The sequence below is a fragment of the Neochlamydia sp. S13 genome, assembly GCF_000648235.2.
Classification (GTDB): Bacteria; Chlamydiota; Chlamydiia; order Chlamydiales; family Parachlamydiaceae; genus Neochlamydia.
In genome coordinates, this window is the sequence record NZ_AP017977.1 from 662,144 (window position 1) to 685,370 (window position 23,227).

18 protein-coding genes are annotated in these 23,227 nt (G+C 39.5%); 8 read left to right on the top strand and 10 right to left on the bottom strand.

Annotated features, from left to right (window positions below; genetic code table 11):
* Positions 1 to 9: 9 nt before the first annotated feature.
* The 6 genes from TY21_RS02555 to TY21_RS02580 form a co-directional block, all read right to left on the bottom strand.
* The gene (locus tag TY21_RS02555) at positions 10 to 579 is read right to left on the bottom strand and encodes a YqgE/AlgH family protein (RefSeq protein WP_039385351.1); all 570 of its coding nucleotides are present in this window, start codon (positions 577 to 579) and stop codon (positions 10 to 12) included.
* 70 nt (positions 580 to 649) lie between these two features.
* Positions 650 to 1,837 (bottom strand): MlaD family protein, encoded by a 1,188-nt coding sequence (locus tag TY21_RS02560; RefSeq protein WP_042238982.1) that lies wholly within the window; start codon positions 1,835 to 1,837, stop codon positions 650 to 652.
* Positions 1,834 to 2,628, bottom strand: a complete 795-nt coding sequence (locus tag TY21_RS02565; RefSeq protein ID WP_042238981.1) for an ABC transporter ATP-binding protein — start codon at positions 2,626 to 2,628, stop codon at positions 1,834 to 1,836. Before TY21_RS02565 ends, TY21_RS02560 begins: the two co-directional genes overlap by 4 nt.
* Before the next feature lie 10 nt (positions 2,629 to 2,638).
* Entirely contained in the window at positions 2,639 to 3,439 is an 801-nt protein-coding gene (locus TY21_RS02570) for an ABC transporter permease (RefSeq protein ID WP_042239026.1), read from the bottom strand.
* A 365-nt stretch (positions 3,440 to 3,804) separates the two neighbouring features.
* Entirely contained in the window at positions 3,805 to 7,350 is a 3,546-nt protein-coding gene (locus TY21_RS02575) for a translocation/assembly module TamB domain-containing protein (protein ID WP_042238978.1), read from the bottom strand.
* A gap of 1 nt (position 7,351) precedes the next feature.
* Positions 7,352 to 9,133, bottom strand: a complete 1,782-nt coding sequence (locus tag TY21_RS02580) for an autotransporter assembly complex family protein (RefSeq protein ID WP_042238976.1) — start codon at positions 9,131 to 9,133, stop codon at positions 7,352 to 7,354.
* 305 nt (positions 9,134 to 9,438) lie between these two features.
* Between TY21_RS02580 and TY21_RS02585 the strand changes: the two genes are divergently transcribed.
* The gene (locus TY21_RS02585) at positions 9,439 to 10,716 is read left to right on the top strand and encodes a hypothetical protein (RefSeq protein WP_042238974.1); all 1,278 of its coding nucleotides are present in this window, start codon (positions 9,439 to 9,441) and stop codon (positions 10,714 to 10,716) included.
* 227 nt (positions 10,717 to 10,943) lie between these two features.
* Positions 10,944 to 12,251 carry a glutamate-1-semialdehyde 2,1-aminomutase gene (hemL, locus tag TY21_RS02590; protein WP_042238971.1) on the top strand — a complete coding sequence of 436 codons (1,308 nt, stop codon included), beginning with the start codon at positions 10,944 to 10,946 and terminating at the stop codon, positions 12,249 to 12,251.
* 39 nt (positions 12,252 to 12,290) lie between these two features.
* On the opposite strand, the gene TY21_RS02595 is transcribed toward hemL, so the two are convergent.
* The 3 genes from TY21_RS02595 to TY21_RS02605 are packed head-to-tail and all read right to left on the bottom strand — an operon-like array spanning position 12,291 to position 16,139.
* Positions 12,291 to 13,859 carry a hydantoinase/oxoprolinase family protein gene (locus TY21_RS02595; protein ID WP_042238969.1) on the bottom strand — a complete coding sequence of 523 codons (1,569 nt, stop codon included), beginning with the start codon at positions 13,857 to 13,859 and terminating at the stop codon, positions 12,291 to 12,293.
* Positions 13,856 to 14,950, bottom strand: coding sequence for a DUF917 domain-containing protein (locus TY21_RS02600; RefSeq protein ID WP_039385338.1), 1,095 nt, complete (start codon positions 14,948 to 14,950; stop codon positions 13,856 to 13,858). Before TY21_RS02600 ends, TY21_RS02595 begins: the two co-directional genes overlap by 4 nt.
* Complete coding sequence (locus TY21_RS02605; protein WP_042238967.1) at positions 14,919 to 16,139, bottom strand: hypothetical protein; 1,221 nt, start codon at positions 16,137 to 16,139, stop codon at positions 14,919 to 14,921. The genes TY21_RS02600 and TY21_RS02605 overlap by 32 nt, the downstream gene beginning before the upstream one ends.
* A 260-nt stretch (positions 16,140 to 16,399) precedes the next feature.
* Between TY21_RS02605 and TY21_RS02610 the strand changes: the two genes are divergently transcribed.
* The 6 genes from TY21_RS02610 to TY21_RS02635 all read left to right on the top strand — a co-directional run bounded on the left by TY21_RS02610 (position 16,400) and on the right by TY21_RS02635 (position 21,585).
* Positions 16,400 to 17,041 carry an inorganic pyrophosphatase gene (locus TY21_RS02610; protein WP_042238964.1) on the top strand — a complete coding sequence of 214 codons (642 nt, stop codon included), beginning with the start codon at positions 16,400 to 16,402 and terminating at the stop codon, positions 17,039 to 17,041.
* Between the two features lie 167 nt (positions 17,042 to 17,208).
* The gene (locus TY21_RS02615) at positions 17,209 to 17,670 is read left to right on the top strand and encodes an NfeD family protein (protein ID WP_042238962.1); all 462 of its coding nucleotides are present in this window, start codon (positions 17,209 to 17,211) and stop codon (positions 17,668 to 17,670) included.
* A gap of 3 nt (positions 17,671 to 17,673) precedes the next feature.
* On the top strand, positions 17,674 to 18,693 hold the full coding sequence (gene floA / locus TY21_RS02620; RefSeq protein WP_039385329.1) for a flotillin-like protein FloA: 1,020 nt from the start codon (positions 17,674 to 17,676) through the stop codon (positions 18,691 to 18,693).
* A gap of 160 nt (positions 18,694 to 18,853) precedes the next feature.
* Entirely contained in the window at positions 18,854 to 19,417 is a 564-nt protein-coding gene (locus tag TY21_RS02625) for a hypothetical protein (protein WP_042238958.1), read from the top strand.
* A 2-nt stretch (positions 19,418 to 19,419) separates the two neighbouring features.
* Positions 19,420 to 20,097, top strand: coding sequence for a YggS family pyridoxal phosphate-dependent enzyme (locus TY21_RS02630; protein WP_042238954.1), 678 nt, complete (start codon positions 19,420 to 19,422; stop codon positions 20,095 to 20,097).
* Between the two features lie 225 nt (positions 20,098 to 20,322).
* Positions 20,323 to 21,585, top strand: a complete 1,263-nt coding sequence (locus tag TY21_RS02635) for a dicarboxylate/amino acid:cation symporter (RefSeq protein WP_042238952.1) — start codon at positions 20,323 to 20,325, stop codon at positions 21,583 to 21,585.
* Between the two features lie 232 nt (positions 21,586 to 21,817).
* Here TY21_RS02635 and TY21_RS02640 read toward each other — a convergent pair whose 3' ends face one another.
* Positions 21,818 to 22,705 carry an IS630 family transposase gene (locus TY21_RS02640; protein WP_079979812.1) on the bottom strand — a complete coding sequence of 296 codons (888 nt, stop codon included), beginning with the start codon at positions 22,703 to 22,705 and terminating at the stop codon, positions 21,818 to 21,820.
* Between the last annotated feature and the right edge of the window lie 522 nt (positions 22,706 to 23,227).

Below are 23,227 nucleotides of genomic sequence, written 5' to 3' on the forward strand. Positions count from 1 at the left end.
AATTTCTTATTAGTTAACCGATAGATCGTCAGGAATCATAGAAAGCGAGGCATATTTCCCTCCCATCTCTCGTAGAAGACTTTGCCAAAGTTTATCCGGGGGAGTATGAAAAATATGTTTAGTCGTGGCAGGATAGATGAACCATGTTTCATCTAGCAATTCTCTTTCCAATTGGCCTGCTCCCCAACCGGCATATCCAAAGCAAAGATGGATATAAGGCCCATTCTCATCATTTAAGGAATCTTGTAAGAATTGTAAATCTCCACCCAGATAGATATCTTTAGTGATTTGTAAAGCTTGATGGGAAATATCTTTGCCCGTATGAAGAAGCATCATTTGGTTAGTTTGGACAGGTCCTCCTCCACGTATTCCTACACGTGGATTAGCTAAATGTTGAACGCTAATAATTTCTTCAGGTAATTCGAGATCTAAAGGTTTATTGATAACCAGGCCAAAAGAACCACTCGGGTTATGTTCACAGATAAGAACGACGGCACGAAAGAATATGCCTTTATCGATATCAGGGGAGGCGATCAGAAAATGGCCTTTTTGTATTTGTGTATAGGGGATAGCTTCCATCACTCACCTAACTTAATCTTTTACACCATTCATAACTTGCGCAGAATTGTTTGTAAATCTCTAAGTCTGTTCACTCTGTTTTTTTAGCATTCATGTCTATAAGTTGTTGATTATACATCTTTAATGCTTCTTCAGTATCTGCCACTCGTCTAAGTAGTTCTCGATAAACTTTTTGGAACTCCTGATTTTCAAAAAGCTTACATCCTGATGAGCTTCCATGGCTTTGCTCAGCCAAAGCATATACCCGTGAGAGTGAAGTATTAATTTGATCGATTTCTTGGTTGAAATAATTACGAAATTCTTGAGGGGTAGATAAGGTATATAGGAGGTTAAGACGGCGTGCGCGAAGACGCTGCCAGCCTTTATCCATATTGAATAGTAAGCCATAGTGATTAATATCATTCATCATCGTTTCTCCTTTGCTTAGAAAGGAGTTAGCTTTTAAATATAGCTGATCAGTCATCAACAATTTTCCTAGGGTTCCTTGCCCCTTTTCGACATAACTTAAAATATTACTCCCTTTATCTGTGAGTAAACGAAGGTTGTGGGAAGCGGCAGATAAGTTACTTAACATCCCCTCTACCCTGTCCCATAATGTAAGAACTTTCTCAGTAAGTGTATGCGCATTTTTTATCATTTGAGAGAGTTGTAAGGGCTGGTTTAAAGCATGAGTAATAGAATTAACATTTTGAATAGCCATCCCTAGTTTTTTTACAATCTTTTCTTCGGACATTTCATTAAAAACCGTAGAGATAGAATTAAGAGAGGTATCAAATTTTCCTGCAAGCTCTTTAAATTCTTTAAGAGTATCTTCCACACTACCGGCTTCAGTGGCATACAAAATCTCCTCGTTCACAAGGCGTAAAGGCTTTCCTGCCTTGGAAGGAAAGGGAATAATGACTACCGATCTTTCTCCTAAAAGGCCAGAGGTACGCACAGAAATCTCATCGGTGCTAAACACATTAACATTAGAATCTACATGCAACACCAGCTCATAAACATAAATAATTCCCTGGTATGGCTGGCGGGATTCTATAGCATCTTTTATCTCATGGATGGCTGCTACTTCACCGACTGGCTTGCCAGCAAATGACACTCGAGTACCTACTGAAATTTTATCGATATTAGGGAAACGTACACGTAGTACACGCTTTTCATCTCCTAAGGAAGGGTGTAAGAACATTAGAGCAAACACAATGACTGCCATAGCGGTGACAACAAAAATTCCTATCATAATATTTTTCAATGGATCGGTCATAATGATTTTATTTGCTCCAGATTTTTATAATTAGAGGAAGGCGAGTAAGCGCGAGTGACGATAGCATTTTCAAAAAAAGCATTGATTAAGGGATCGTCAATTTTAATAAATTCTTCCTTAGAAGTTATATGGATGAGTTTTCCGTCATGATGGAAAGCTAATCGATCGCCTACTTCCATAGCAGAATGAATGTCATGGGTGACTACAATACTAGTAGCTTTCAGTTCATGTTTGGTAGTATTGATTAATTGATTGATTTGCTGGGCCGTAATGGGGTCTAAACCGGTAGTAGGTTCATCGTAAAGAATTATTTTAGGTCGATAGATCACTAGGCGAGCTAAGGCAGCACGTTTACGCATTCCTCCTGATAAATCAGAGGGCATTGCCTTTTGCTTGCCACTTAATCCCACTATTGCAAGAGCCTCTGCTACGCGCTGCTGGATTTCTCTCTCATCCACTTCCTTTTCATGCTGACGGAGATAAAAAGCGGTGTTTTCTCCGACATTCATGGAATCGAAAAGGGCTGCTCCTTGAAATAGCATGCCTACTTCCTTGGTTACCTTTAGCTGCTCATGTTGGCTAAGAGAATGAAGAACTTTACCATTGATGTTAATCGTGCCCTGATCAGGAAATTCAATACCCATAATCTGGCGTAAAAGCACGCTTTTACCTACTCCTGATCTTCCCAGAATAACTAGCGTTTCGCCTTCATAGACATTTAAAGTGAGACCTTTAAGGACCTTTAATGCACCATAAGATTTATGTAAATTTTGAACTTCGATGATCGCCATTTAGATTCCTTTAGCTTGCAAAGTATTCAATGTAAGCGTAAGAGCTATTTAAGGCTACGGTGATTAAGAAGTTGGCTACTAGAATCACAGAATAGCAGATGACCACACTGTTGGTGGTTGCTCGCCCTACTCCGGCAGCTCCTCCACGGGTGGTCATTCCGCGGTAGCAGGAAATGGTGATAATGATCAGGCCGAACACAAAAGCTTTTGCCAATCCGCTAAAAAAATCGAAATGCTGAATATTGACTGGCAAAGGATCAATAAAAGAGGTAGGAGCCATTCCATAGTAATAGACTGCAATAAAGTAGCCTCCTAAAATCCCGCATAAGCAGCTAAAAATGGTAAGCAAGGGCATCATGACTAATCCAGCGATAAAACGAGGGGCCACTAAATAACGTAAAGGATTGACAGACATGGATTTCAGGGCATCAATTTGCTCTGTTACCCGCATGGTACCTAACGTGGCACACATCGAGGCACCTACTCTGCCTGTGATCATGAAAGCTGTAAGCACGGGACCTAATTCTACTAACATAGATTTGGTGACCATTAAGCCTGTAGCGCTAGCAAGCCCTTTATCTGAAAGCTGGAAATAAGCTTGGGCAGCAAGCACCATGCCCGTAGAAAAGCCTGTGATGCCTACGACCGGCAAAGATAAAACCCCGATTTCATAGAGTTGGTCGCGAATTAAGACCCATTGAGGAGGCTTGCGCAAGCTTACTGCAATCACTGAGGTAATAAATACAATATAGTCTCCCAAAGAGGCTAAACTGCGTCCAATGGGTGAGCTCAAAAGCCAATGTTTTGACATGCCATACAACTCATCATAAAAAAAGCATTCTATTAGAAAACAATCTTTAATGAAAAGCATAACCTTAAAAGAACGAAAAGCCATGGCACAGGAGAGGAAAATTAGCTTAGGCAATTCTCTTTAAAAAGCTTTCTAGCTTATATCAAAAAAGCTATAAAATTTAACTTTTATTGCATTAACCTCAACTTCCTAAACTTATTTATTTGACTTTTCAAAAAATTTATTTCTAAAAAACTTGTTTTTTTTTATGAAAATTTATTTTCTTAACCAAAGGTTAAAACTAGCTATAGGTTGGCGCAAAAAAAATCAGCTATTAGAAAAGCAGCTCTTTTGCTATCACATAAATATCTTTGAAAGGTTAAAGACTAATAATCGCGCTTCCATTTAAGCTGTAGCTGAGCGCTTGAGTCATCTCCAACTTGTGCTCGTGCCTTGATGTTACGCCATAGATTCGCTTCTACGCTAATCTCGTTAACTTCAGAGGTAATGCTTTTATTAAGAGAGACAAAAACCCCGCGGGAGATATACTTGCCTACTTGTATGGAAACTTCGTTAGATTCCTCGCCCTCTGATTTGTTAATATCTATGCGGTCTAAGCCGATACTATCCCGAATCCTAGTTAGTACATCAGGGCCTTTGTTGCCTTCTTTGCTTAAATTGCTTATAGATTGAGAAAGTTCAGCTCCTTGGAAAGGAGTAATGTCGGTGACGCCTCTTCCAAAAAGTATCCAGGATAATATCTCGCGTTGAGACATAGGAGGATTAGAACGGAAGGCTATGGAGGGGTTTTTTACAGAGCCCTTAAGGATTACTTCAGCGACCATTTTACCTAAATCTTTACTAGCAATTACATAAAGATTGGTTTTTTTATCAGGCTCTCCTGCAAAAGAAATAGTGCCCTCTTTAATATCGAAAGTTTTTCCATTAAAGTTGTAGTCTCCTTCAATGATTTTAACATCTCCAAAAAGCTGAGGAGTCTGAGGGGTGCCTTTCACTTTAACGCCTCCTTGCCATAGGCTAGCGAGTGCTTTGCCTTTAATGGTGGTATTAGGAGCTATATCAATTTGCATATCCAATTCTACGGGCCAGGTAGGCTGAGAAGAATTAAGAAGGGGGGATGCCTCTCCTTCGGGAACATTAATATATCTAACATCGACAGAGTAGGCGAGTGCGGGAGCTTGTTCAGGAATAGTAATTTGGAGCGAATCAGTAGTAAGATGGCCCGTTACCTTGGCTTGACGAGCATTACCTTTAATGATCGTTTCGCCACTAGCGATGGCTTTGGCAAAATCAAGGTTTAACAGTTTAATACGTGCGAGTTGGATATTGAGCGTGAAGGGAAAATTTAACTCTTTTTTTAATTCTAGCCTACCGCTACCGCGGATCGCTCCCTCATTCATATCGAAAGCTTCAAATTCCTGCAGAGTCAGTATTTTATTGTTAGCTTCAATTTTAGCATTGAGATGATGAAAAGCAGCCCCGGTCGTAGGACTTTCAAAAGAACCATCTTTAATAATAATATCTCCTTGAGTATGAAGGTCATTAAGGGAACCTGTAACATCTAAAGCGACAGAAGTATGACCTGAGATAGAAGAAGACTCTATCTCAAATAAAGGCAAAAAAGGACTGATTTCTCCTTCAGCAGCAAGATGAACCAAGAGAGGGTCATGCTTGCTTATTTGAATGTCTAAAGGATTAATAGAAAGGTGAATAGGTAATCTAGCAGTTACTTCAATAGGTTTTGGGGTAAGTCCTATGATCTGAGCAGAACCTGTCATTTGGTTTTCTAAAACGGTTCCTATCATACGTGCTTCTAAAGAGGTGGGAGAGTCTAGAGGATCATCGACTAATCTAATTTGAGACAGATGGGCACGTATATGACCCTTTAAATTTTCTGGATTGCCAAATAGATCAATCTCGCCTTGTAGATATCCTATCAAAGGAGCTTGTAAATGAAGGGGATAAAACAATTCTGCCGGCAAATCTTGAAATTGAAAGCGGGCTGCTGCATAGGCATTTTCTTTTTGGTGATCGAGGGTAAAAAATAAATGACCGGCGCCTATTCGCAGCGATAAAGGAGAAAGTTCAAAGAAATTGTTGTATTTGGTAAAAGTAAAAGTTTTTTGCAGATCAAAAGGCTTTTTTTTCAAGTGCCCTTGAAGAAGTTCTACTTTTACTGTAAGCTCCTCCTTGTTTAATTTCCAGAAACCCTGGGCTTGGGCCGCCAAAATACTCTCTTCATCTTCTTGAGTGGAGATACTAAAAGGCCAATAATCTTTCATCCTCTCCACTTTTGTCTCAGCGTTTAATCCTGTAAGGCTCCCGCTACTGCTATAAGCTTTCTTAGCTTTTAAATGTAGATCTGCTTGAGGAATGCTGAAAGCATTCGTTATATTCCCTGAGAGGATAGCTTCTTCTAAATAAAAATCGCCATACCGTCCTTTACCTATCTGCCAAACAAAATCCATATTTTGCAATTCTTTCTTATCTTCTAATGAGGCTGTATCGTAAAATTTTAAGGACACATTGCTTGAAGTTAACAGATCGATATTTAAATATTTTTGCAGTAAATAGCTGTTTTTTATGGAGGCTTCTAAATTGCCGATGAGCGTTTTAGTCTCTAATTTATAATGTAGGTCTCCGGTTAATTTTTCATTCCCATATTCGGCATCAATATCTTTTAAGTGGATATGCTGCTGGCTCCCTTGCCAAGGATTATCTATTTTAAATTTTAGCTGATTGTGGATAAAACTTAAAAAAAGTTGCCCTTTTAAAGCCTCTTCATTTGTTTTAATAAAAGTAAATTGCCCTTCTAAATTTTCTAAACTTTCATTGCAAATTTTTAGATGGTCTGTCGCAACTTTAAGCTCGATAATAGGATTGATGACCGTACCCGCAAAGGAGCTGATGAATTGCATAGAACCTTCTATAGGAAAATCTAAAGGATTTTTCCAGCGTGAAAGATGGGCCACAACCCCCGTGAATTTGCCTGTTTCTATTTGAAAAGTAGAGGTATTAAGTAAAAGCTCTCCTTCAACTTGCAAAGGTCCTATATGGCCTGCCACTGAATGAACTTTTAGCCAACCGTCTGGATGGTAGGCAAATTTTCCAAGTATATCCTCAGAGGCTGATTCTATTATTTTAATATCTTCTATCGCACTACATTTGAATTGCCCCTGGTAAGATTGATCAGCAGTCAGGGTTCCTCCTAATTCTAGAGCGGCATCGTGAGCCAGCTCTAAGCCTAGCCATTGAAAAAGAAGGCTTTGTTTAGGGGCGAGCAGATCTAAATGATAGGTGAAATGGGAGGAGCCCTGGCAAGAAAGATTTAGGCGCATTCCTTCTTGGTTTAAAGCTTCTTTTTTTAAGGATAGATTTACATGAGCGATATGATTTTGAGGACGAAAAGTTAAAGAGCCAGAAAGATCTAACGGAAAAAGTTGGGCAGGGAATTCATGAGGTAAAAGATGGGGAGCAATCGTAAGATTTTCAATAGAAAGCTCGGCAAAGTGAATATTATAAGGAAAAATTTTCCAAGAGAGTTTAGGCTTGTCGGCAGGAGAATTTAATGGGGGAGTAGGGTAATCTAGGAGATGCACATGGCTTAAAGAGACTGCCCGTAAAGCAAAAGTTTTGCTGAGTAATCGCCAATAGGGAATGGAAAGCTTAATTTCATCTATTGTCAGCCAAATCGACTGGTTGTGCTTAATTTTAACCTTATAAGCAACCCAATTAAAAGGCAGGGGGAAGGCCAGCTCCTCAATCTCTACTTCATGACCCGTTTTTTCATGAATGATTTCCGTTAGAAAGGAAAGAATAGCCTTTTGGGCGTGAGAAGTTTGTAGATAACCCCATACTGCTACAAATACACAAATCAACCCCACTAGAAAAACAGATAAAACTTTTTTCATCTTAAAATGCCTGCCCAATGCTTAAATAGACTTGAAACTTCTCGTCAATATGATATCTACGGTGTAAAGGAATTGCAAGATCTATCCGTAAAGGGCCTACAGGGGTGTTATATCTTAATCCAATACCAGCAGATTGCAAGATTTGTTTGTTAAATTGGGGTAAATAATTCTTAAAAACATTTCCAAAATCATAAAAAATTACCCCTCCCCATGTTTCTGTGGCTCGCCAACGTCCTTCTAAAGAATAAATCATCATGGAACGCCCGCCTATCGGTTCATTATCATGTAAAGGGCTAACTGTCATGAAATGATAACCCCGCAAAAGATTTTCATTTCCTGCATAAAAGCGTTCAGAAGGAGGTATGGTATGACGTTTTTTCCCAAATATCGAGCCAAAAGTTCCTTTAGCAGCAAAAACAAAGCGTTTATCCGAGGTAAGAGGAAGATAAATAAAACCTGTAAAAGTGTTAATGCAATAGGCAAATTTGGGATGAAGAATCTGTAAAGAAGGGATGATTTTAACATGGAGGGCCAGGCCCTGCGTGGGATCTAAAATATTATTAGTTTTTTTCCAACGCAGCTGGAAAGGAATTTTGAACAGATTAAAATTTCCGTTGTTATCAGAATGAGTATCACGTAAACGTTTAAACATTCCTCCATACGAAAGGCGCGTGTAATCATTAAGCTGCCTTTCAAGAATACCTGAAACACTGAATGAGGAAGCATGAAAACCTTTAGTCGTTTGGCGTTGAAATTCTGCCAGCCAGATAAGGTCCTGGTTTGAGCGTTGAAAGTCAGGGATAACATAAGCTAAAGTTCCTTCTTGGAGGCGTTGAGCCATTAATGCTTTAAAGCTAAGCTTTTCCCCGCGACCTCGAATGTTTCGATGTTCCCATTCACCTAAGATCCCTAAGCCATCGTCTGTAGAATATCCTATACCTGCCGCAATGCTACGATGTTTACCTTCTAAGACTTCTATTTCTATGGGAAGTAAGCCCTCTTGTGAAGCATTATCGAGGTGAGTAATGGAAATAGAGCTAAATAGGCCGGTAGCTTCTAAGGCACCATGAGTTCTTTCAATCGGCGTAGGATGATAAATATCTCCTAGATGCCAGGCAATCTTTTTACTAACAAATTCGGAAGAAACCCGCTGGAGGCCTAAAAACTTTACTTCTCCAAAATAGCATTTAGGCCCTGTATTGACACGGAGGACAACATAGATAGAGTGCGTGGATTGATCAGCAATCACTTCGCGATCTACAATTTTTGCTAGTGGATAACCCTCTCTTTCTAACTTTAATATTAAAAGCTCTTCGGCATCAAGAATACTTTTAGGAAAGGCGGGACGACCCAATGTGAGGCCTAACTCTTCTTTATTCCAATTCGTATAAAGAGAGGTTAGATCGTTTTTAAGGTCGGAAGGGAGGATTTCAAAGCTGGCCAAAGGGTAGACCGGTCCGGTATTGATCTTAAAAACTACTTGGGCTGTCTGATTGTTGAAGTTAACTTCCACATTGACTTTAGCCTGGTAATAGGCTTGGCTATGAAGAGCCTTAATGAGAAGAGGCAGATCTGCTTCAGCACGCCTTTTTAAGCCACGATTAGTAGAAGGAGGGGAGCTTTGCAGCTCTACCGTTTTAGAGATTGTTTGAAGTAAAGAGAGAGTTTCCGGATGAGAAACCCCTTGAAAAATTACCTGATAAGCTTCGACAGCATACAAAGAAAGATTCAAAATCGCTATAAACATGATCAGGCATAGTATTTTGGAGAAAGAGGCGATCATGCTTTAAAGTCCTAATTTTCTTTTATCCAGCAGTAAGGTAAGCATTATTGCTTGATTCTAAATTTTCAACAAGAAAAGAGTCATTTATTTTTGCAAAATGGATTGACTATCAACTAGTTGTTGATCATTCTTCTTAAGAATTTTTTATAGCCCATACAGAAAAAAAGCACGCAGGGATAGAATGGCATGTTATTTGCTATAAAATAAAAAGTGATATTTTTTTTATTTAATATAATAATTAGACTTTTTAATTAATTATTATTATAATGAATATTATTAATTAATAATATTAATGGGGGAAATGTATGTCAGTTTCTAATGGATTACCTCAGTGGCAATCTACCTATCCTTCAAGAGAAGGAAATAAAGAGGTTAAAAATACTTCTTCCTCCCCCAAAGCTATTTTCATAGGGGAAAGAGGGAAGGTTGATCAAGCGGTTCATCAGCTGGCAAGCGCAAGTCGAGCAGCGGCAACTGAAAAGCCTAAATCTTTTCAACGCACTTCCCTCCCAACCGCTAATCCTTTGGTAAAAAGGATATATAAGCGGGCAATTAAATCTACTCCCTCTTTTACGACAAGGCAAGAAGTTCCTTCTAAACCAAACTTTATGTCTTCCAAAGAGCATGGCTTATATAAAGGTAAGAGAATCTCTTCTTTAGACTCCCAAGAAAATAAAAATATCGATAACTTTGCTAAGAGCCAATTCAACTCCTTTTCTTTTAAGGGAATATGGTCAGGTTTGCAAAAGGTCGGTTTAGCATTTAAAGCGGCTCTTATTACGGCAAGCTCGCCTCTTTTCTCCTTTATTAAATCGATCAAGGCGGCTGTTTTAAATTTCTTCCATAGACAAGGCTTGCCGTCTGACTTAGCAAAGTTTAATTCTTTTAAAATTAAAAATGACGAGAGAACATTAAAAGATATTAGTGAAATGATTGTAGGCAGAGAAGTAGATCATCAACTTAGCGATTTAAAATTCGATGACCTGTCTGTTGGAGTCCAATTACCTACTCAATTTTCTTTAGACTTACCGCGTGCTGATAATTTTGTTATTAACGGTAGAAATATGTACCCCCGTACAGAAAAAACCGCAGAGGAGGTAAAAAATTGTGGAGAAAAAATATATGAGGTCTTAGGAAGAGAAGAAACCTTAGTAGTGGGACGTTTTTTTCATCAATCCTGCACCGTGGGACTCTTGCACAAGTTCATTCAGAAAATGGAAAAGTTTAATAATACAAATGAAAAGAATAACCGGTACGCATATGGGCAAGCACCTGGAGGAGAGCTTAATATTGAGGTGCAAAAGGGGATCGCTCACTTTTCTTATAAGCTCACTTATCAAATTATGAGAGAAGAAGATCCCGAGACTGTTATGGCTTATTGTGGAATGGAAACAAGAATTAGCCTGCCTCTTGAAGAATTAAAAAATTTAACTCACTTAGATTTAGAGGGTTTAGAAGGGCAAGGGGAAGAGAAGGTTAAAGAACTTGCTCCTAACTTGCAGGCTGTGGTTGCCTGCACAAAGTTTTATGCCGCTCTTGAAGAGGCTCATGAGGCTAATGGAATCTCTAAAAAAGAGAAATAAAGGAAGAGTCTCTAGCGAAGGATAGAGGGGATTTTGTTCCAGCCGTATTTAACTAGGGTAAATTAGCCTCTCTGGCTTCTAGCCTGGTGATTGGGTGCTCTATCCTTCTGTTCGTAGATCATAGGCTTATCTTTCCAGAGGAGCATAAGTTTCTCGGCAGGTTTTAAAACTTCTCAACAAATTTACGATCACTTATGCTTTTTTCTTACTCATCTAAGGTGTAAGAAATGCTTGCTCGCCCAAAAAGTCTAGAAATTTATAGACGTCTTTGTGAAGTAATTCCAGGAGGAGTCAATTCTCCTGTGCGTTCTTGTCAAAATATGCATCAGCCTCCTTTAGTGGCTGAACGCGCTTGGCAAGATCTTCTCTATGATGCTGATGGGCATGCCTATATCGACTACTGCGGTTCGTGGGGAGCTCTCATTCACGGCCATGCACATCCTCAAATTATAGAAGCTGCGCAAAAACGCATGGCCTTAGGCTCTACTTTTGGCATTACGACTTCGATCGAAGAAAAGCTTGCTCGCTATGTCATTACGCTCATGGAATCGATTGATAAAATTCGCTTTGTCTCTTCAGGTACAGAAGCGACAATGAGCGCTATTCGTCTAGCAAGGGGCTACACCCAACGCGAGTTAATTATTAAGTTTGCAGGAAACTATCATGGCCATGCAGATTTCTTTCTTGTACAAGCTGGTTCAGGGGTGGCAGGCTTCCTACCCCAAGCTTCATCACAAGGTATCCCTCCCGAGGTCGTTCGTTATACAATCTGCTTGCCATATAATGACATAGAGGGGTGCCGCCAAGTGATGCGTGACCCTAAAAACCGGGAACGTATTGCTGCTGTGATTTTAGAACCGGTTGCAGGTAATATGGGTGTGGTGCCTGCTACGCAGGAATTTATCCATATGCTACGCCAAGAAACTTCTGCCACAGGCGCTTTATTAATTTTTGATGAAGTCATGACAGGTTTTCGAGTGGGATTAAAGGGAGCGCAAGGCTTGTATGGGGTTCGTCCTGATCTGACTACTTTTGGGAAAATTATTGGAGGGGGCTTTCCTGCCGCTGCTTTTGGAGGACGCCGTGATATTATGGATTGCTTGGCTCCCTTAGGGCCTGTTTATCAAGCGGGAACATTATCCGGAAATCCTGTAGCTATGGAAGCAGGCTTACAAGCCCTAAAGCTCTTAAATCAAGAGGGTTTTTATGAAGAGCTATTACGTAAAACTAATCTCATCACTCAGCCTATCCAGGAATATCTTTTAAGCACAGGTAAGCAGGCTTGCATTCAGCAGGCAGGTTCCATGTTTACTCTGTTTTTTGGTTCTAAAAAAGTTACGCATTTTGGTGATACCAAGCAGTTGGATAACGAAATGTTTGCTCGTTTCTTCCGCTATTTATTTGCAAAAGGCATCTACATTCCTCCCTTGCACATTGAAGCATGGTTTATCTCGCAAGCGCACAGGGAAGAAAATTTAATCAAAACACGCGATCTTATTTTAGAATTTTTAAAAAAAGAGATGCCTTGCTCTTAAAAATAGGAAGAGGCAAGGAAACTTTTTGCTTTTTTTACTCTAAATGGCCCTGGGTTGATTGCCTGATGCTTTTACAATGACTCTAGCCATTCGATTAGGTATATAGTGATAAGGTAAAATCTCTATATCTACAATGCTAACTGTTTTAAAATCAGCGCCTTTTTGGATAGCAGCTTGAATAGCTTGTTGCTGTAGCTCTTCTAAGGTCTCCTGGCGATGTTCTAAAGAAACGACAGTATCAATAGTGGCCGAAATCGTAGCAAGGGCAGCACCAAATGCATTCGCATAATGAGCATAGGGAGGAATAATAAAGCGCCCGTCAAAAAGATGTTGCGGCAATAAAGCAGAGCCCCCTCCAATCATAATCACAGGCAGGGAACGTTCTTCAGGCCCAATTTTTGAGATAAGCTCATAAATTTGTTTGACCACTTCATCGATAACTGCTTTACAACCTTTCCTAGGCAAGGATACGTTTTGGGGGCGGGCTCCAGCAATATCTACATAGCCTAAAGCTAGGGCGATATCTGTCAGAGTCAATTGCTTTCCCCCAAAGCTGAGTGATTGCGAGAAAGTTTTATTGCCGCAGCTTTTAGGGCCAATATGAATTTTCTCTTGGGTAATTTGAATCTGGCTGCCTCCTCCTAAAGCTATAGAATATACATCAGGCATAGGAAAATTTAGAGTCACTCCCCCTATGCATGAATTATTAAAACAGCGGCGTGGAATGCCTTTACGAACGATTCCAATATCCGTGGAGGTGCCACCAATATCAATAACAATAGCATCTTCTTTTTGGGCTAGACGTGAGCCTCCAATAAATGAATTGGTAGGGCCTGCTGAGATGGTAAAGATAGGATATTCATTAGCGTTTGCCAAGTCCGCTACACTTCCATCGTTTTGTGTAATCCAAAGAGGGCAAGCGATTCCCAGATCTCCACAAATGGCCACTAAATTTTTAAACGCCGTAGGCATGACTTGTTTTAAAGCAGCATTTAAAATGGTGGAGTTTTCGCGTTCAATAAAGCCTGCTCCCCCAATTTGATGGGAAAGAGAGATAGGCAGTTCTCCTTGCGTCATCTCTTGCGCAATTTCTTTTACCAGCAGCTCGTGATGAGAATTTAATGAGGCATAGACCCCAATAACTGCTAAGCTTTCAATGTTTTTTTTCAACAACTCTTTTAAAGCCGATCTAATCTCAGCAGGATTGATAGGCGTGATAGGATCGCCATGGCATTCAAAGCCTCCATTAATAGTAATGGTATCTACATACATGCTTTTTTTAAGCGCAGGAGGCCATAGTAAACAACTAGGTAGCGATTGGGGATGATGCCCAGCAATGCGAATCACTCCTACGCGGTAAAGATTATCCTGTTGGTGAATGGCATTGGCTACCTGGGTAGTTCCTAAAAATATCCCCGTAATATCTTCACGGATAATAGAGGCTTCATCAAGGATTTGCTTTAAAGCTGTTTTAATGCCTGTATTTAAGTCGGGAGTGGTAGCAGTTTTTGCACAGGCAATCACCTCGTTATCCGAGTCTAAAAGCACTACATCTGTGTTAGTTCCACCAATGTCAATGCCGATTTTATATTTTTGATTTATTTTCATGTGGTAATACTTAGCACGCTACTTTTTTGACGTGCTTTATGAATGGGTTTATAATCGGTCTCATAGCCAAATTTTCTAGGACCCACCAAGGCAAGCCCTTGCGGGGTGGTCCAAATTTCTGGAGCTGGAAGTGCTATTAAATTAACCCTTAGGCCATATTGGAGTAATTCACTGGTAATAGGAGCTCCTGTTTCTTGCTCTAGCAGCATTAAGATATCAGGAGTGGTAGCAATGATCTTACTATTAATTTTTGCTAATAGATATTCATTTTGAAAAATAAGCTCTATTTTATCTTTGGAATTCTGAATGGTAATCGACCCTTGAAGAAAACCTTTGGAGATTTCGCGATCTATATCAGTAATTTTTCCCGAGCCAATAAGAATACCTTTGCAATGGTTTAAAATAGCTTCTAAAGGATCTTCTCCTTTTTCTTTTGCCGAGCGGTGAGCTTTTCCTAGGTTAATAGCGCGTGAGATGCTATTAGGTACCGTGCATTCACGGGCCTTAGCGCCGGTAATAGGATAAAACGCAAAGGCGGCTATTGATCCCATCGCAATGGTAGCGCTACGTCCAATTTTTTCTAAAGCAAAGGTGTTTTTAGCGTGGATAACCACGGCGTTGTCTAGGCTATCACTAATAAAGCCAGGATTAGGAGAAACCCCATAAAGGTGACCGGAACTCATCTGAGCTTCAGGGAAGGCCCGTCCCATCATATCAGCATCCAGTACAGGCAATCCCATCTGAAGACCGGTGATAATAGGGGTAAACGCATTGTGACCCCCAATCTCAAAAGGCATGATAGCGGTAATCTTTTTATTTAAGTTTTTTTCTACAATCTTAAATAGTTCGACATAATCGCGTCCGGTAACAATTTTTTCCATTTCAACAGTTGGGGCTCCCATAAAACCTATGGGGATAACAAGAGCCTCAGGCTTTAAATCGGCGTAGTTAAGAATTGAAAGGGAAGCTTTTTTTTCCATCTCATAGCGGGCCATCATGTAAGCATAAGTAGAATCGCCTCCACCTCCCGATCCTAAAATCGCGCTTCCAATGGCTAAGTCATCTAAGTTTTGCAATGTTAGCTTTTTCACTATATTTCCTTTGAATTAAAACAAAAAATGTACCTAAAGATGAGCCAATAGTGGCATCTAAAACGGGAATAGAGGTTAAAGAAACTCCATTCAGACTAGAAAAGCCCATCGCTAATCCCAACATCCAAGCAAGAAAGTGACAGGGATAATCGTTGGAGGTCACGGGAAGCTTTTTTACTTGTTCAATGAGATAGCGGGTAATAATCACACTGCCCATACTAGCGACAAAAATTCCCATCACATCTAAAACAATGATAAGATGATTGAGAAAATTGAAACAAGACAGGAAGGTACCTACCCCTCCAAAAAGTAGAGTTCTTAACTTTTCTGATTTGATTTTTAAGAGGGGCTCTAAGCAAACGGCACCTGAGTATAGATTAATGTTATTTGTGGTCCATCCTGCTAGGATAAGAAATAAAGCCACCCATAGATTCCAAAAATTTCCATTGGATCGTTTTAAAACATCTAAGATTGTTCCTCCCGAGCTTCCGGCAGCTAAGTAGACGCCTATAATTTCTAAAATAGGGAGAGCAAGCACGAAAATGATAGAAATGCTGATAAACCCATCTTTACTTGTTTTAGCATGTCGATAATAGGTAGGTAAATCGATCACAAAGGCGATAGCTAAAGCGATAACCATCGAGATGCCTGCAAAAGAAAGAGGTACAGAAGGAGCCGATGGAGGGGCGTCCTCAACAGTGAAGAAAGCATAGCCTAAAGTAATGATTAAAAGAGGGAGGCTAAGATTAGATAGAAAATTAATAGACTTAATCCCATAAAGGGCAGCCACAGTAATTAAACTGCCGAGCATAAGATTGGATAGCACACCAGGTAAAGCCTGGTTTTTATCCAGAGCTAATAAGTCAAATACACTTAGGCTCATCATATTGAGCTGGATAGCAAACCATCCGACTAGCGATACACACATCGTTAAGGCAAAAAAAGTCACTCCTGTTTCCCCAAAATATTCGGTAGCATTTAAAGGGGTAGTCTTTCTTTTTTCGCAGCTCATTTTCGTCGTAGCTAGGCCTAAAAGAAGCAAAATAGCATTTCCTAAGAGGATAGCTGCAATAGAAGAGGCAAAGCCATAAGTTTGATAAAGTGTTTGTCCAATAACGATTACAGGCAAGCAGATAACGCCACCTATTTGAATACTTGATAATTGCCACCAATTACGTTGATTATCCATATGTTTATCCCTCAAATAATTTAAAAGAAGTCTTATAGTGCAATGACTAGTTTCCAAACAATATAAAAGAAATTTTTGTTTTTTTGAAGAAGCAAATCATCAGGGTCTTTTATTTAGCTAAATGTATGAGTAATCGGCTCTAAAACTATAAAGCAGCCACAAGGCAATCTCCTTAGTCTTTGCTCTAGCAATTTTTAAGGAGCAGGTTAAATATCTATCATGGTATAGAGTAAAATAAAGTAAAAAAATGGGGAATTGGCATGGCAAACATGATCTATCGTTCTCATCCCTGGCATGGCCTTTCTTTAGGGCCCTTGATGCCTCAAATTGTTAATTGTTACATTGAAATCGTGCCTACGGATACGATAAAATATGAGCTTGATAAAGAAACGGGGATCCTAAAAGTTGATAGGCCTCAAAAGTATTCAAGTGTATGTCCAAGCTTGTATGGATTGCTGCCTAAGACCTATTGCGGCCATCACTTAGCGAGTTATTGTATGCAAAAAACGGGTCTTAAAAATATCCAAGGCGATGGAGATCCTTTAGATATCTGCGTATTCACCGAGAAAGTCATTCCTCGAGGAGACATTATTTTAAAAGCCATTCCTATTGGCGGATTTCGATTAATTGATGGAAATGAGGCGGATGATAAAATTATTGCTGTGATGGCAGACGATTTAGTTTATGGCAACCTTCAAAACATTGATGAATGTCCGCAACGTTTGATTGAAAGGCTTCGTCATTATTTTTTAACCTATAAAGATTTCCCCGAAAAAACTAATGGCACCGTCCAAATCACCCACCTCTATGATGTTAAAGAAGCTCATCAGGTGATTGAACTAGCTCTTCAAGACTATGAAGATAAATATGGATCTGCTTCAAAGCCGGAAAATTTTTGGTAAAATAATTTATTATCCTCCTGGGATAGTAGGCCTAAAGAATGCATCATATGAGAGGGGAATTAGGAGCAATTTTATTGAAAAAAGGTGGAAAGAATGGCTATTGTAAAAGCGAAAAGCACTCCTATTGCGAACCATGCGATTGACTCTTCAAATAAGGAGCTAACTTAATGAGTCCTTTAATTTTTTTAGTGCTAGGTTTTATATTAATATTTATAGAGTTTTATCTGCCAGGTGCCCTAATGGGGATTGTCGGGGGTATTTGCATATTAGCCAGCTTTAGCATGTTTGCTAGGCAAACAGAATCTTTTCTATTGGTTATCTTATATGTGATAGGGAGTGGCGTGGCTCTTGCTTTTTTAATTAAATTTGCTCTCTGGCGCATTCGTACCGAAAAGCCTCAGCATAGCATTTACTCTGCAGATACTCAAGATGGTTACCGTGCTGTCGATTATGATGCTTCCACAATCGGTAAGTCAGCCATCGTGTTGACAGATTTAAAACCTGGGGGCTTTATTATCGTAGAAGGCAAACAGCAACCTGCTATTTCTCAGGAAGGGTATCTCTCCAAAGGTACTAAAGTTCTTGTGATTGGCGGTAATGAATCTAATTTAATTGTTAGAAAGGAATAAAACATGACTCATCAACTATTGGCCTTGCATTTAAGCTCAGAATTATATTTTTTGCTGATTCTTCTTGCATTGGCTTCTCTTATTATTTTAAGCATTCTAGGAAAATTTCTTAGTTTTTGGTTTCAAGCTTTTGTCTCGGGTACTCCGATCCCTTTGTTTAATCTAATCGGTATGAGTTTGCGTAAAATCCCTCTACGAGTCATCGTCAATGCGCGCATTAATCTATTCAAAGCAGGGTTAAAGCAAGTGACTGTCTCAGACTTGGAAACACACTATCTAGCTGGAGGCCATGTTTCTGAGGTAGCTACGGCTCTTATAGCTGCAGATAAAGCCAATATTCAGCTCGATTGGCGTCGCGCAACAGCGATTGATTTAGCAGGAAGAGACCTTCGCGATGCGGTGCAGACCTCTGTAAATCCCAAAGTAATTGACTGTCCTAGCCATGGGGGCTACATCACAGGCGTAGCTAAAGATGGCATTCAAATTAATGTCCGAGCTCGTGTGACCGTAAGAACAAACATTGCGCAATTAGTAGGCGGCGCTACTGAAGAGACGATTATTGCTCGTGTGGGTGAAGGGATTGTAACTGCTATTGGTAGTTCTGAAACCCATCTACATGTCCTTGAATCGCCTCATAAAATTTCCCAAGTGGTTTTAGAAAAAGGACTTGATTCTTCTACAGCTTTTGTTATTCTTTCTATTGATATTGTTGAGATGAACTTAGGCGAAAATATTGGTGCCAAGCTGCGTGCCGATAAAGCAGAATCCGATAAACGTATCTTCCAAGCTGAAGCAGAAAAAAGGCGAGCAATGGCCGCTGCGATGGAACAGGAAAATATGGCTAAAGTTAAAGACATGGAAGCTAAGCTAATTGAGGCTCAGTCTTCTATTCCTATGGCGATTGCCGAATCTTTTCGCTCAGGGCACATAGGCATTATGGATTTTACCCGTTATGAAAATATTCTTGCCGATACTAAAATGCGTAAATCTATTGCCGAAGAAAGTGACGATAGAAAAAAATAAGCTATAAGCTTGATAGGCCTTAATTGCTAAGTTAATAGAAAAATAAGGCCTTCAAGCTGCTTTCATGAGTAAAAGTAAGCTTATAGAAGGAAGAATAAAAATTTTAAGAAAGTTTTGTTCTCAGCCCTCTCATTAACAGCTTTGAATAGGGAAAAATAAGATGCATATTATCGATACGATAGGTTTCTTAGTGAGTGTAGCAGCCATGCTCTATATGCTCATTAAGCTTGTTCAGCCTAATAAAAGGTCTAAAAAACTTGCAAGCATCCAAGATGATGATCCTCTACAAGCTAAAAGATTGCAAGATTTTCTTCATTCTTTGAATGCCGATATGGAAAAAAGCAAAAATTTTACTCCTCCCTCCCCAAAAAATTTAAAGCCAGCGAGCCTACCAGCTGAGTATAAAAAGAAGACAATCTATCATCAACCTGCTTACAAAAAGAAAACTTCTAAAGAGGAAAATAAATTTAAGTCAAATTTAGATGGCTTTCAGGTGCGCAATCAGATTGAAGAACGCCAATTTAATATGAATAGCAAAAATAAATATGAAGGGGATTATGGTGACCATCTTTTAAGCCAAGGCTTTCGTGAAAGCAAATCTGCTCCTTCTTTGATTTATAAGCGCTCTTCTCGCATTAAAAGTTTAATTCATCATCTTCCTACTAAGAAAGATCTCATTGTCATCCATGAAGTTTTAAATCCCCCTAAGGGTTTTAGATTTTAACTATGTCTATTCTTGATAATTACCGAGCCTTACAACAAGAAATTGCGGAAACAGCCCACGCCTGTAATAGAAAGATTGAAGACATTAAACTAATTGCGGTCTCTAAAAAACAACCTTGGGAATTTATTTTTCCCCTTTATCAAGAAGGGTGTCGAAATTTTGGAGAGAATAGAATTCAAGAAGCTTTACCTAAGATAAAACAAGCTCCTTCTGACTGCCATTGGCACTTCATCGGGCCCTTACAAAAAAACAAAGTAAGTAAAGCAGTGGGCCCTTTTGTTTTGATTCATTCGGTAGATTCTTTGGACCTAGCTAACAAAATAGCAGAGGTGTCTAAGCAATTAAATTTAATTACAGCTATTTTACTTCAAGTAAACACCTCTCAAGAACAATCTAAGCAAGGGATGACTTGCGAGGAATGCTATCGAAATTTTAATGATTTTCTTTCTTTGCCCCACCTTGATGTGCAAGGATTAATGACAATGGCTCCTTTGACCGATAATGAGAAAATTATAGCTAAAAGTTTTGAAAGGCTACGTCGGTTAAAAGAAGCTTTGTTAAAAGATTATAAACCTTCTAATCAATTACCTCATCTATCTATGGGAATGTCCCAAGATTATAAACTAGCCATTCGCGAGGGAGCAACTTTACTACGTATAGGCTCAAAGATTTGGCCTTGAATCTTTCTCCTCTTTTTTCAATTATTTATTAACCTTAAATAAATTTTAGCTTGAGCAATTGCTCGCGATGAGCAACTTTTGTAGGTCTATCCAGCGCCACATTTTGTCCTCCACTTGATTAGATAAAAAGAAAAGTTAACCTTTTTGTTTAAAAATAGTGTGCTATATATGCCCCAATAATTTATTCTTCTATCTACTTTTTTTACGCCTATAGATAGGGTTTTTATGAATGCTCTGTTAAATAAATCTATCCGCCTGAACACCACTTTTTTACTTTTTGTAGCTGTTTGCTGTGGCCTTATCACTGGGTACATGAATAATGAAATGGTAAATACCGTGGCCGAAAGCTTTTCAGCCGTATTTATTAATCTCCTTAAATTGGTCAGTTTGCCTATCATTTTTCTTTCCATTGTCTCAACTTCATCAGGGATGGAAAGTGCGCGTGAGCTAAAAGTTTTAGGCCAAAAAGTTTTAAAATACACGTTGCTAACAACAGTTATTGCGGCTTCTACTGCTTTAATTTTATTTGTAGTTATCGATCCTGTGCGCACTCATCTTCAGGAAATAAATTTTGAATCGGTAGCCCCGATGGAAAAGCAGGGAAGTTATGTGCAGTATCTCCAGCAAATTATTCCTTCCAATGTTATCAGGCCTTTTAATGATAACAATGTAATAGGCGTGCTGTTTATTGCTCTTTTATTCAGCCTTTCCATCATTGCTCTTCCTGCTGAAAATCGCCATATCCTACATGCTTTTTTCTCAAGCCTCTATGCTGCAATGATGAAGATGACAACATGGATTATCAAGCTCATGCCCTTGGCCATCTGGGCGTTCATTACCCTTTTCATGCGTGATTTACACGAAGGGCTAGAAATCGAAAGTTTAGCTCTCTATTTAGCCGTAGTCATTTTAGCTAACCTAGTGCAGGGAATTATTGTATTACCTCTTCTTTTAAAATTTAAAAAAATTTCTCCTTTAAGGACAGTGAAAGGCATGTTGCCAGCTTTATCTATTGCCTTCTTCACCAAATCTTCTAATGCCGCCTTACCGATGGCTATGAAATGTGCCGAAGAAAGAGTGGGAGTTTCTCGTCGTGTAGCGAGCTTTGCTTTTCCCCTATGTACGACTATCAACATGAACGGTTGTGCCGCTTTCATCCTTACTACTGTTCTTTTTGTATCGATGAGTAATGGCATGACCTATACACCTTTAGAAATGATCCTATGGGTTTTTCTTGCTACTATTGCTGCCGTAGGAAATGCAGGGGTCCCTATGGGCTGCTATTTTCTTTCGAGCGCTTTTTTAGCCACTTTGAATGTTCCTCTTAACATATTAGGAGTGATTTTACCTTTCTACACTCTTATTGATATGGTGGAAACAGCCCTGAATGTTTGGTCGGACTCATGTGTAGCCACCATCGTTGACAGTGAAGTTTCTCCTCATACTGCTGCTTCTCCTATCGTTAATGAATCTTCTCTAAGTGTTTAAATCAAAGTTAAATGTATCTCTGGAAGACCTGGCAGCTCCTAGAGCTTTATTTAACGCTTTTAGCTCAATCCTTAGATAGTTGGATCTAAGGGATAGCTTATCAGTTTTTTTTATTTTTTCTCCTTACTAGGCAAACATTCTTCTAAAAAGCCCTCCTCCTTTTTTTAGTTCTTTGTAAGCCTGATAGGCGCGATAAGAACGAAAAAGACTACGCCTATAAGGCCCTAGTTTTTTAAGAGGAGGGAGCTTTAGGGCAAGGAGGAGATAAGAAGAAAAGGTGAACCTTAGGAGGAATTCTAAGCTTTTTACAAACGTGATAGCGGGCTCGGTCCAAAATCAGTAAGGCATGAGAAGAAACTGGCAGGGATTGATTAATTTGTTCGAGAAGATACTCAATGGCTTTGCTATTTAAGAAAGGAAAAATGAGTCCTTCTGCTTTTCCTAAAGCTGGACAAATAGCTGTCGCTATATAGAGGGTAGGATAGGCTATTGGCTTAGGCACTTTTGGCCGCTTTCCTTTTTTCGCTGCTCCCTGGCGATAGGCGGGAGGGGGGCCTAGCTTGGCTTCATCTTCAAACCAAATTTCGATCTTGTGCTTAGGAAATTGATTACTTAAAGCCTCGATGGCTTCTGGGACTTTTTTAAAACCTGTATATTCCTTTTTATTGGCTTGATAGCCCGGAATGCGGGATGTTAAAGTGGTATAATGAGGGTAACCTAAAATTTTCGACCCTTCAGGCAAAGCCAAGCTTTTATCAAGCTCTTCTTTGACGGTGAATGGAAGGTCATCCAGGGGAGAAAGACTGCTCGACCCTTGAGCGCTAGGTCTTCTTTCTGCCCGTCCTGAAAATGCTTTTTTTTGCTGGGGCATTACAGCTCTTTTTCTTTCGGTAGTCATAGGCCGATTGTCTTGTAATCTTTCCAAGTGGTGATGATTATATCGTCGTACCCATTTCTGAATAGTACTTGTACTATATCCCAGAGCTTTTCCTATCTGATAAGCGCTTTTTCCTTCCATTGCCATGGCTATGGCTCTTAATGGGTGGCTGTATCTAGCAGATGGTTGCCTCTTTGCCAGGGCGTTTAGCTCCTCGATTGTATGATAAGCTGCTACAAACATGGTTGCCTCCTCCTTCTTCCATACCTTTTCTCATTCAATTATCCTCCTTATTAAAATTTAGTAAAAGACAGTTTGTATCCTTAAACTTTATGGTTGGCAAAGTTTTTTTAAGCATAAGCATTCTTCTTTCTTTGCGCGGGAGCTGTTAACAAGACTAAAAAGCTCCTAAAATATAAAGAGTAAAAGCCACGAAGAGCAAAGAGAAAGGTTTTTTAAAATTTTTTTTAGCTTGGTACAGGGAGTAGGTAAGTTATCAAAATAGCTGAAGCCTTTCCCAAGCCTTAAGCACCTAAAGTTGTGGTATGCTTATGGGAGAGTCGGGGAAGTTTTTTCTCTCCTAAGTTTATGGCTTTCTAACCAGGAAAGGAAATGGCCGACTTTAATCCATCTTTAAGAAGGGAAGCTTAAAAGATAAGAGCGCTAAAGATCCTAAGTAAATTCTCAAATCAAATTAATAATAAAGGCCTGCGAGTAGAGGGAGCGCGAAAACCTCATCCCAAAAGGATGAGTTTTAAGTTCTCC

Coding starts and splice junctions, on each gene's coding strand:
- TY21_RS02555 (WP_039385351.1), bottom strand. CDS start 579: ATGGAAGCTATCCCCTATACACAAATACAAAAAGGCCATTTTCTGATC.
- TY21_RS02560 (WP_042238982.1), bottom strand. CDS start 1,837: ATGACCGATCCATTGAAAAATATTATGATAGGAATTTTTGTTGTCACC.
- TY21_RS02565 (WP_042238981.1), bottom strand. CDS start 2,628: ATGGCGATCATCGAAGTTCAAAATTTACATAAATCTTATGGTGCATTA.
- TY21_RS02570 (WP_042239026.1), bottom strand. CDS start 3,439: ATGTCAAAACATTGGCTTTTGAGCTCACCCATTGGACGCAGTTTAGCC.
- TY21_RS02575 (WP_042238978.1), bottom strand. CDS start 7,350: ATGAAAAAAGTTTTATCTGTTTTTCTAGTGGGGTTGATTTGTGTATTT.
- TY21_RS02580 (WP_042238976.1), bottom strand. CDS start 9,133: ATGATCGCCTCTTTCTCCAAAATACTATGCCTGATCATGTTTATAGCG.
- TY21_RS02585 (WP_042238974.1), top strand. CDS start 9,439: ATGTCAGTTTCTAATGGATTACCTCAGTGGCAATCTACCTATCCTTCA.
- hemL (WP_042238971.1), top strand. CDS start 10,944: ATGCTTGCTCGCCCAAAAAGTCTAGAAATTTATAGACGTCTTTGTGAA.
- TY21_RS02595 (WP_042238969.1), bottom strand. CDS start 13,859: ATGAAAATAAATCAAAAATATAAAATCGGCATTGACATTGGTGGAACT.
- TY21_RS02605 (WP_042238967.1), bottom strand. CDS start 16,139: ATGGATAATCAACGTAATTGGTGGCAATTATCAAGTATTCAAATAGGT.
- TY21_RS02610 (WP_042238964.1), top strand. CDS start 16,400: ATGGCAAACATGATCTATCGTTCTCATCCCTGGCATGGCCTTTCTTTA.
- TY21_RS02615 (WP_042238962.1), top strand. CDS start 17,209: ATGAGTCCTTTAATTTTTTTAGTGCTAGGTTTTATATTAATATTTATA.
- floA (WP_039385329.1), top strand. CDS start 17,674: ATGACTCATCAACTATTGGCCTTGCATTTAAGCTCAGAATTATATTTT.
- TY21_RS02625 (WP_042238958.1), top strand. CDS start 18,854: ATGCATATTATCGATACGATAGGTTTCTTAGTGAGTGTAGCAGCCATG.
- TY21_RS02630 (WP_042238954.1), top strand. CDS start 19,420: ATGTCTATTCTTGATAATTACCGAGCCTTACAACAAGAAATTGCGGAA.
- TY21_RS02635 (WP_042238952.1), top strand. CDS start 20,323: ATGAATGCTCTGTTAAATAAATCTATCCGCCTGAACACCACTTTTTTA.
- TY21_RS02640 (WP_079979812.1), bottom strand. CDS start 22,705: ATGTTTGTAGCAGCTTATCATACAATCGAGGAGCTAAACGCCCTGGCA.